This is a genomic window from Deltaproteobacteria bacterium (assembly GCA_003696105.1).
GTDB lineage: Bacteria > Myxococcota_A > Polyangia > Haliangiales > J016 > J016.
This window is the reverse complement of the sequence record RFGE01000229.1, coordinates 1-8,604: the sequence shown is the minus strand read 5'-3', so window position 1 is coordinate 8,604 and position 8,604 is coordinate 1. Positions and strand designations below refer to the sequence as shown.

Genomic DNA, 8,604 nt, shown 5'->3' with positions numbered 1-8,604 from the left:
CGGCGCGGTGCGAGGCCGCGGGGGCGGGCGGCCGCGGCGGCGCAAACACGCGGCGCCGGTGCCGCGGCGGCGCGGCGCGCGGACGCCGGTGCGGGCCGCCGGCGCGGTGCGAGGCCGCGGGCGCGGGCCGCGCCGGCGGGGACGCGCGGGCGCGCTCGCCGAAGGACCCCTGTGCGTCGGGCGATCCCCTATACTGGCCCGAGGGGTGCATCGCGAGCAGCGCATCGTGACGGCGTGTCCGGTCGAGTTCGAGCGGCTCGGCCGGATCGTCCGCGCGGAGACCGAAGACCTCAGCCGCCGCGGTGCGTTCGTGCGCACGGAGGAGCTGTTGCCGGTCGGCGACGTCGTCGAACTCACGATCACGTTGCCGGTCGACCACCGCGTGCGGGTGATCTCGCGGGTCGCACACCTGCTGGCCCCGTCGGCCGCCCGCGCGCTCGGCCGCCGTCCCGGCATGGGGTTCGAGTTTCTCGAGCAGGACAACGAGGGGCGCGAGCATCTGCTGAGCTATCTCGAGGACGTGCTCGAGCAGGTCACGCCGCCGCCGCAGGAGGTGCCGCGCTCCATCCGCGTGCTCATCGCCGACCCCAGCCACCGGCTACTCGACCGGTTGCAGACCGGGCTGTCGGAGGACGGCTACCTCGTGTCGACGGCGCGGTCCGGCGCCGAGGCCTACGCGCGCATGCAACACGAGGCGCCGGACGTGCTGGTCGCCGAGGCCGACATGCCGGACACCGACGGCTGGACCCTCGCCAAGATGGTGTTGTCGCGGCCGGGCCTCGACCACGTGCCGATCGTGTTGATGTCCGAGAACATGGACGACATGCGGCGGCTGCGCGCCTACCGCATGGGCGTGCGCGACGTGCTGCACAAGCCGTTTACCGAAGAGGAGTTGAGCATCCGCCTGCGGCGGCTCGCGCTGCCGCAGCGCGAGCCGCCGCGCGCGATGCTGCACGGCCACCTCGCGCAGATCGGCCTGCCGACGCTGCTGTCGCTGCTCGAGTTCGAGCGCAAGTCGGGCATCCTCGTGGTGCTGCGCGACGACCAGATCGCGCGGCTGTTCATCGCGGGCGGTCGCGTCGTGAAACTCGAGGGGCCGACGCCGCACGGGACGCCGCGCGACCGGCTGTTTTCGGTGCTCGACTGGGACGACGGCAACTTCGAGTTCGTCGCGTGCGAGGTGGTTGGCGCCGACGAGATCGACCTGCCGACCGCGGCGGTCTTGCTCGAGCACGCGCGCCTGCGCGACGAAGCCGCGCGGGATCGCTGACGGCGTAGGGCGCGGCCGGCCGGGGCGCCGCGGCGGGCGGTCACGCGAGCGAGTCGCCGAACATGTACAAAAGCTGCAACACGCCGGCGCCGAGCCCCAGCGCCGCGCCCGCGACGATGAGCTTCCACTCATCCTCCTGGAACGCCGGCCGCAGCACGCCCTCGAAGCTCTCCGAATCGAGGCTCGACATCCGTTCGAACAACTCGCCGTAGATGTCGATCGCGCGCGCCGTGAACGTGTACAGAAAGCCGCCCGGCTTGGGCAGCTCCTCGCGCAGCCGCGCGAGGACTTCCTCGCGTACCTCGGCCATCTTGTCGGCCGGCAGCAGCGCGGCGGTCATCGGGTGGTTCGCGTAGCGGTCGAGCAGCTCCGTGACGTGGCGGTCGACGATGGCAAACAGCCGCTCGCCGCCCGGACCGGACACCATCTTGGCGACCATGGCGTCCGTGTTGAGGATCTCCTTCGACAGCATCGCCGCGAACTGCTGGGCGACCTCGTGTTGGCGCTTGTGGAACAGGCCCTGGATCACGAACGGGCCGTAGCGCTTGGGCTGGGCGGGCTCGAAGATGAGCTTGATCGCCAGCCAGTTGGTCGCGTAGCCGACGACGAAGCCGAAAAACGGCAGCACCCACCACGCGGGATAGTAGACCCACGCGACCATCTGGACGATGCCGAACAAGAAGCCGAAGTACGCGCCCGACCGCTTGATGAACCGAAACTCGGCTGCGCCGGTCTCTTGAAACATGCGCCCGACCAGCGCGCGGTCGCGCTCGGCCGTGTCGACCACGATCGCCTTGACGTCGAGGATGTCTTCGATGTTTTCACCGATGTCGGCGAGGATGCGGCCGGCGACCTGTTCGATCTCGGCGCGCAGCATCGTGCGCACCTGCGACTTGATCGCGTCGGGCGCGTTCTTCCACATGTCGCCGGCATACCGCTCGGCTTCGGACAGGATCTGATCGGTGAGTTCGTCCACCGCGCGGTCGAGGTGTTGTTTGGCGAACCCCGACGCGTCGAAGTCCTCGAACAGCGTGCGCAGATTGATCAGCTTCGACGTGATGAGGTCGGTCGATTTGGCCGCCAGCTTGCGAGCGTGTCTCGGCACGATGCCCTGCCAGCCGAGCGGGCCGATGCCGATGAACCGCAGCGGGCGGAACATCATCTCGACCGCGAGCACGTTCGTTCCCCAGCCGATGACGGCGGCGATCACGGGGATGAGAAAGACGAGCGGATCTTTGGTGAAGGCGTCGATGGTCGCCATCTTAGCGGCAGCGCGCGGCGGCTTCGCAAGGGGCCAGCGCGATTTTCGGCCGGAGCGAGCTGCGTGCGACCGGCGAGGCCGGCGCGCGTGAGAGCGCAACGGTGGCGTGGAGCATCGGCCGGCTACGCCACGCCCGGCAGTCGGTGCCGCACGCGGTCGCCGAGGCCGTCGACCGCGACGACGACGGCAATCGTGACGGCGACGAGCGTCGCGAGATCGCTCATGTGAAACAGGCTGATGGCCGTGTGGAGGGCGTCTCCGAGCCCGCCGGCGCCGACGAAACCGACCATCGCCGCGTCGCGGATGTTGACCTCGAACCGGAACAGCGAAAACGAGGCGATGCGCGGAAGCGCCTGCGGCAGCACGCCGTACAGGTAGCGCGACAGCGGACCGGCGCCGCTGCGCTCGATGAGGCGCGCGGGGCCGGGCTCGGCCTCCTCGAGCGCGTCGCCGTACAGTCGGCCGAGGATGCCGGTCGTGTGGACCGCGAGCGCGAGGATGCCGGCGGTCGGTCCCGGTCCGACCCACACGATGAACAGCAGCGCCCACACCAGTTCGGGGAGCGCGCGGGCCACCTGCAGCGCGGCGCGCGCGGGCGCGATGACGGCGAGCGCGGCGTAGCGCCGGGGGCCGCGCGCGGCGGGCGCGTCGTCGAGGTACCCGCGCACGGTGAACGTCGTCGCCGACAGGGGGGCGAGCACGAACGCCGCGGCGGCCGCGAGCGCGGTCGCGGCCCACGCCATCGCGACCGTCACCGCCGCGAGCCGCACCGCGCGGACGAGGAACGCGGCGTCGGTCGTCGGCGACACGAACCCGGCGAAGAACGCGCGCAGTTGCGCCGTCGCGTCCTCGCCGCAGACCGCGCGCCACGGGATGTCGAGCCGAGCGACGCCCGCGATGGCTCCGGCGCAAAACAGCGCGAGCGGCCAGCCGGGGCGCGCCCGCCGCAGACGTGCGCTCGCGATCTCGAGCGCCACGACGTAGGCGAGGACCGCGAGCAGCGCGGTGGCGAGCTTGTCGTACTGAAAGTAGCGGATGCTCAGATCGATCTCGCTGCCGAGGCCGCCGGCGCCCACCACGCCGAGGATCGACGCGCTGCGGATGGAGCACTCGAGGCGAAACAGCGCGTAGGCGATCCACTGGCTGCGCACCTGGGGCAGCACGCCGTACGTGAGCACGGCGATTCGCCCGGCGCCGGCGGCCTGCAGGCGCCGGATCGGCGTCGGGTCGGCCGCTTCGATCAGTTCCGCGAACAGCTTGCCGATGATGCCGCCGAACGACAGTGCCAGCGCGAACACGGCCGGGCCGGGCCCCAGCCCGAAGATGCGCACGAACAGGTACGCCCACAGGATCTCGGGGACCGCGCGAAAAAACGCGAGGACCCCGCGCGCGGACGACCGCAGCGCGCGGCGGCCGGCCGTCCGCCATCTCCGGGCCAGCGGGTCGTCGGCGAGCCCCGGGACGCGCGCGGCGGCGATCGCGAGGGGCGCCGCGACGGCGAGCGCCATCGCCAAGCCGAGGGCGCCGATCAGGATGCTGTCGACCGCCAGGCCGCCGATGCGCGACAAAAACGGCCCGCTCAGGTCCGGCGACAGCAGCGACCGCAGCAGCGCCGCAAAGTTGGCCGCGCCGTGCGCGTCCGCGAGCCGCGTCGGATCGGCGCCGGCAAACCAGCCGGCGGCCACGACCGACGCGGTGGCGGCGGTGGCGAGCGCGACGCGCCGCCGATCGCGCGGTTCAAGCGCGCTCACGGCTGCCCTCGTACAGCGCGTCGAGCGCGGCGTCGTCGACGTCGGCCGGCCGCGCGTCGAGCACGACGCGCCCGGCGCGCAGCCCGACGACGCGGTCGACGTCGTCGAGCACCTGACTCACCCGGTGAGTCGAGATGACGAGGGTCGCCCCGAGCCGCCGCGCGCGGGCGGCCATGAGCGCGATGACCTCGTCGGATGTCGTCGGGTCCAGCGCGCTCGTCGGCTCGTCCGCGAGCAAGAACGCCGGCTGGCCGGCGAGTGCGCGAGCGATCGCGACGCGCTGCTGCTGGCCGCCGCTGAGGGTCGCGGCCGAGTCCCACTGGCGGTCGCCGAGGCCGACGTCGTCGAGCAGTGCGCGCACGCGGGCGCGCTCCACGGACCAGGCCACCGACGCGAGTACGCGCCACCAGGGCCAGTGCGGCAACATGCCGGCCACGACGTTACCGTGCACGGTGAGCTGCCGGATGAGCAGCGATCCCTGGTCGACGAGTGCGCACTGGCGGCGGTGCGCGCGCACCTGCGCGGGCGTCATCTCCTCGATCGCCACGTCTCCGATGCGAATGCGCCCCGCCGACGAGCGCAACGCGCCCATCAGCAGGTGCAACAAGGTGGTCTTGCCGCTGCCGCTGGGACCGATCAGCGCCACGCGCTCGCCCGGAGACAGCGCGAGGTCGACGTCGACGAGCGCCGCGCGGTCACGCCAGCGCCGGCACACGCCCTCGAACCGCACGGGAACCGGCGAAGGCACGGCTCACTACTTCTTGAGCAGGCCGATCGACTTGGCTACCTGTTCGATCGCGTCGAAGTCCGACGGGCTCGCGGGCACGTACTTGGTCGCGCCCATTCGCTCGAGCACGGGTGCATGCTCGGGGTTTTTCGGGTCGAGCGACAGGAAGGTGTCGGCAAACGCGCGGCGGATGTCCTCGGGGACGTCGGCGCGGGCCGTCCACACGTAATCGACGTACGGCGGCGTGGTCCAGATGACCTTCACCTTGTGGGTGTCGACGGATCCCTCCTTGACCATGCGCTGCCAGACCTGTTCGTTGAGTGCGCCCGCATCGACCTTGCCGGATTCGACCATTTTCACGGTCGCGTCGTGGGCACCGCTGAACACCGGGGGGCCGTCGAAGTCCTTGTCCGGGTCGATGCCGTGTTTCGTGACGAGGAAATGGCGCGGCATCAGGTGCCCCGAGGTGGAACTCTTCGAGCCGAACGCAAACTTCTTGCCGCGCAGGTCGGCGATCGACTGGATGCCGCTGTTCGCGTTGGCGATGAATACGCTGTGAAACTCGCGGTCGATGTCGCGCATGACGACGGGCACGACGTCCGTCATGTTGCGCGCCTGGACGTGGGTGAACCCGCCGAGCCACGCGAAGTCGACCTTCTTGGCCGCGAGCGCCTGGACGGCGGCACCGTAATCGGTCACGGGAACGTACTCGACGCGCACGCCCAGCCGCTTGGACAAAAGGTCCGTCAACGGTTTGTAGGCGCGGACGAGTTCCGTCGGATTTTCGTCCGGGATCCCGGTGACGCGAATGACCGAGGGCCGCTTCGGTTCGGCCGACGGCGCGGCGGCGGAGCCGGTCGCCTTGGCCGACGGCGCGGCGGCGGAGCCAGTCGCCGTGGCGGCGGGGTTCGAGTCGGAGTTGCCGCACGCGGACGCGGCGGCCGCGAGCAAGGCGAGCGAACGGATGTGACGCATGGCCCGTGTGTTGCGCACAATGGCCCCCGGGTCAAGCGGCCGGCCACATTGCAACGGCGCCGGATGGCGCGCCCGCGCGCGGCGGAGGGCGGCGACCGTGCTGCGGCGCGATCGACCGCGCGCGGGGAGGCGTGCGCGCCGGAGCCCGCGTGCGGCGCCGCGTCACGTTGCCAGGGCGAGCGCCAACAGCAGCGCGCACTCGGCCACCTGTTCGGTGGCGCCGAGGAAGTCGCCGGTGAGGCCGCCGGCGCGCGCGCGAAACCGCCAGCCACACGCGAGCGTCACGACGGCGGCGGCCGCGGCCGATGCGATCATCTCGAAAACCGACAGGCCCGCGGCCGTCACGGCGATCGCGGCGAACGCCGACGCCACGCCGACCTCGCGCGCGCCGGCGCGAAACGCCGGGCTGCGCCTTCGGTCGTGGGCCGTCACGTAGGGCAGCGTCGCCATCAGCCACACCGGCGGCAGTCGCGCCAGCGCTTGCGTCGCCACGAGCGCAGCCGTCGCGCGGTCCGCCAGCGCTGCGATCAGCGCGGCGCGCAGCACGAGCGACGCCGCCAGCGCCGCCGCGCCGTACGCGCCGATGCGGCTGTCCTTGAGGATGTCGAACAGCCGGTCGCGATCGAGCGCGCCGCCGAGCGCGTCGGCCGTGTCGGCCAGGCCGTCTTCGTGAAACGCCCCGGTGAGCCACATCCCGGCGGCCAGCGCGACGCACGCCGCCGGCAGGGCGCCGGCCGGCGCCGCGATCGCGAACGCGCCGGCCATCGCGCCGCCGATCGCCGCGCCGACCGCGGGAAAGAAGGCGGGCGCCAGCCGCAGCTCGTCCTCGGCCGGCGGCCGGCCGACCGGAACGCGCGTGAGGAACGACACCGCGGCGCGCAGGCCGCCGAGCGCACTCGCCGTCACGGCCGCTCCGCCGCGGGGCCGGGCACGTTCGCGCTCGCAAACGTCGCCATGTCGCGGTGCAAAGCGCACGCGCAGTCGACAAGGTGCAGTGCGACCAAGGCGCCGCTGCCTTCGCCCAGGCGCATCGACAGATCGACCAACGGTTGTGCGTCCAGTGCAGCCAACAGGCGCGCGTGTCCGCGTTCGCCCGATCGGTGCGCGAACAGCAACCCCTGCCGTGCCGCCGGATCCATCCGAACCAGCGCCAGCATGGCCGCGGTCACGATGAAGCCGTCGACCAGCACGGCGATGCGCCGCTCGAGCGCGCGCGCGGCCGCGCCGATGAGCGCCGCGAGGTCGCGACCACCCACGGCGCGGACCACCTCGTCGGGCGGAGCGCCGCGCACGCGTCGCACCGCCGCGTCCACGGCCGCGATTTTCGCGGCGAGCGCAGCGCCGGTCACGCCGGTGCCCGCGCCGACGATCTCCTGCGCGTCGCAGCCGAGCAGCGCCGCCGCGACCGCGGATGCGGGGGTCGTGTTGCCGATGCCCATCTCGCCGAGGATGACGAGCCGCGTGTCCGCGGCGAGCTCGTCGATTTCCGCGGCGCCCGCGGCGAGCGCGGCGCGATAGACGTCTTCGGACATCGCATCCTCGACGCAGATGTCGCCGGCAGGTGCATCGGCAACCGCGTCACGTCGCACGGGTACGGCAGCGGAGGCCGGTACGGCGTAGGGGGCTGCCACCCCGACGTCGACGACGCGCAACGGGACGTGCGCGTGGCGGCACAACACGCTCGCTGCCGCTCCGCCCGCGGCGAAGTTGGCGACCATCGCGGCGGTGACCTCTTGCGGGTACGCCGACACGCCCCGGCGGGCGACCGGATGGTCGGCGGCAAACAGGATGGCGGCGGCGGGCCGGGATGCCGGGAGGTCGGTGCCCTGCCAGCCGGCGAGTTGGATTGCGACGCTCTCGAGTGCGCCGAGGCTGCCCGGCGGCTTCGTGAGTTCGCGCTGGCGCTGGCGCGCGCGCGCGGCGGCCGCGTCGTCGAACGGCGGGATCGTCCACATGGCGGCGAGCGTACTCGCGCCGTCGCCCCGGCGCGACCGCGGCGGCGCACCGCTGTGCGCCTCGCGGTGGGGGCGCCGATCACGCCGGTGTCGTCCACGGCCGCGACGTTGAGTCGCGCCCTGGCGTCCGCACCCGGGTTGATTCGCACCCGCCGGCGCCCGCCCCCGGGTTGATTGGCACCCGCCGGCGCCCGCCCCCGGGTTGATGGGCGCCCGCGGCACCCGCCGGCGCAAGCCTCCGGGTTGATTCGCCGGCGCCCGCCCCCGGGTTGATGGGCGCCCGCGGCACCCGCCGGCGCCCGCACCCGGGTTGATTCGCCCGGGCGCCCGCACCCGGGTTGATTGCGGCACCCGCCCCCGGGTTGATTTGTGCCTGCTCGCGACGCCCGCACCTGGGTTGGTGATCGCGTGTGTCCCGTGGCACCCGCTTGGCACCCCCACCCGGGCTGAACTTCTCGCGCAACCGCGAGCCGCCCCAGCCGATACGCGGTACGTGAGCGTGCCGCGACAGGTCCTGCCGGGCTCGACCTACCTTGTCACTCGGCGCTGTACCCAGCGCCAGTTCTGGCTCAAGCCCACCGCGCTCACCAACCCGATCGTCGCCTACTGCGTCGCGTACGCGGCGACGCTCACCGGCGTCGAGCCGCACGCGCTGTGCGTGTTGT

General features: G+C 72.7%; 7 protein-coding genes. 1 reads left to right on the top strand and 6 read right to left on the bottom strand.

The annotated features are described in order from the left end of the window. Window positions 1-7 precede the first annotated feature (7 nt). A complete protein-coding gene (locus tag D6689_15180; protein RMH39956.1) occupies window positions 8-1,270 on the top strand; it encodes a response regulator in 1,263 nt (420 codons plus the stop codon). Between the two features lie 40 nt (window positions 1,271-1,310). On the opposite strand, the gene D6689_15175 is transcribed toward D6689_15180, so the two are convergent. The 6 genes from D6689_15175 to cobT all read right to left on the bottom strand — a co-directional run bounded on the left by D6689_15175 (window position 1,311) and on the right by cobT (window position 7,939). Continuing rightward, on the bottom strand, window positions 1,311-2,531 hold the full coding sequence (locus D6689_15175) for a DUF445 family protein (protein ID RMH39955.1): 1,221 nt from the start codon (window positions 2,529-2,531) through the stop codon (window positions 1,311-1,313). A gap of 122 nt (window positions 2,532-2,653) precedes the next feature. Further along, window positions 2,654-4,282, bottom strand: coding sequence for an ABC transporter permease subunit (locus tag D6689_15170; protein ID RMH39954.1), 1,629 nt, complete (start codon window positions 4,280-4,282; stop codon window positions 2,654-2,656). After that, a complete protein-coding gene (locus tag D6689_15165) occupies window positions 4,269-5,030 on the bottom strand; it encodes an ATP-binding cassette domain-containing protein (protein ID RMH39953.1) in 762 nt (253 codons plus the stop codon). Before D6689_15165 ends, D6689_15170 begins: the two co-directional genes overlap by 14 nt. A gap of 6 nt (window positions 5,031-5,036) precedes the next feature. Then, window positions 5,037-5,984, bottom strand: coding sequence for a putative selenate ABC transporter substrate-binding protein (locus D6689_15160; GenBank protein ID RMH39952.1), 948 nt, complete (start codon window positions 5,982-5,984; stop codon window positions 5,037-5,039). 162 nt (window positions 5,985-6,146) lie between these two features. Next, on the bottom strand, window positions 6,147-6,890 hold the full coding sequence (locus D6689_15155; protein RMH39951.1) for an adenosylcobinamide-GDP ribazoletransferase: 744 nt from the start codon (window positions 6,888-6,890) through the stop codon (window positions 6,147-6,149). Continuing rightward, window positions 6,887-7,939: a nicotinate-nucleotide--dimethylbenzimidazole phosphoribosyltransferase gene (gene cobT, locus D6689_15150; protein ID RMH39950.1), complete on the bottom strand. Its 1,053-nt coding sequence runs from the start codon at window positions 7,937-7,939 to the stop codon at window positions 6,887-6,889. Before cobT ends, D6689_15155 begins: the two co-directional genes overlap by 4 nt. Between the last annotated feature and the right edge of the window lie 665 nt (window positions 7,940-8,604).

What these genes read in the sequence shown, in the direction of transcription:
- D6689_15175 (RMH39955.1), bottom strand. Translation starts at nt 2,531, where the DNA reads ATGGCGACCATCGACGCCTTCACCAAAGATCCGCTCGTCTTTCTCATC.
- cobT (RMH39950.1), bottom strand. Translation starts at nt 7,939, where the DNA reads ATGTGGACGATCCCGCCGTTCGACGACGCGGCCGCCGCGCGCGCGCGC.
- D6689_15160 (RMH39952.1), bottom strand. Translation starts at nt 5,984, where the DNA reads ATGCGTCACATCCGTTCGCTCGCCTTGCTCGCGGCCGCCGCGTCCGCG.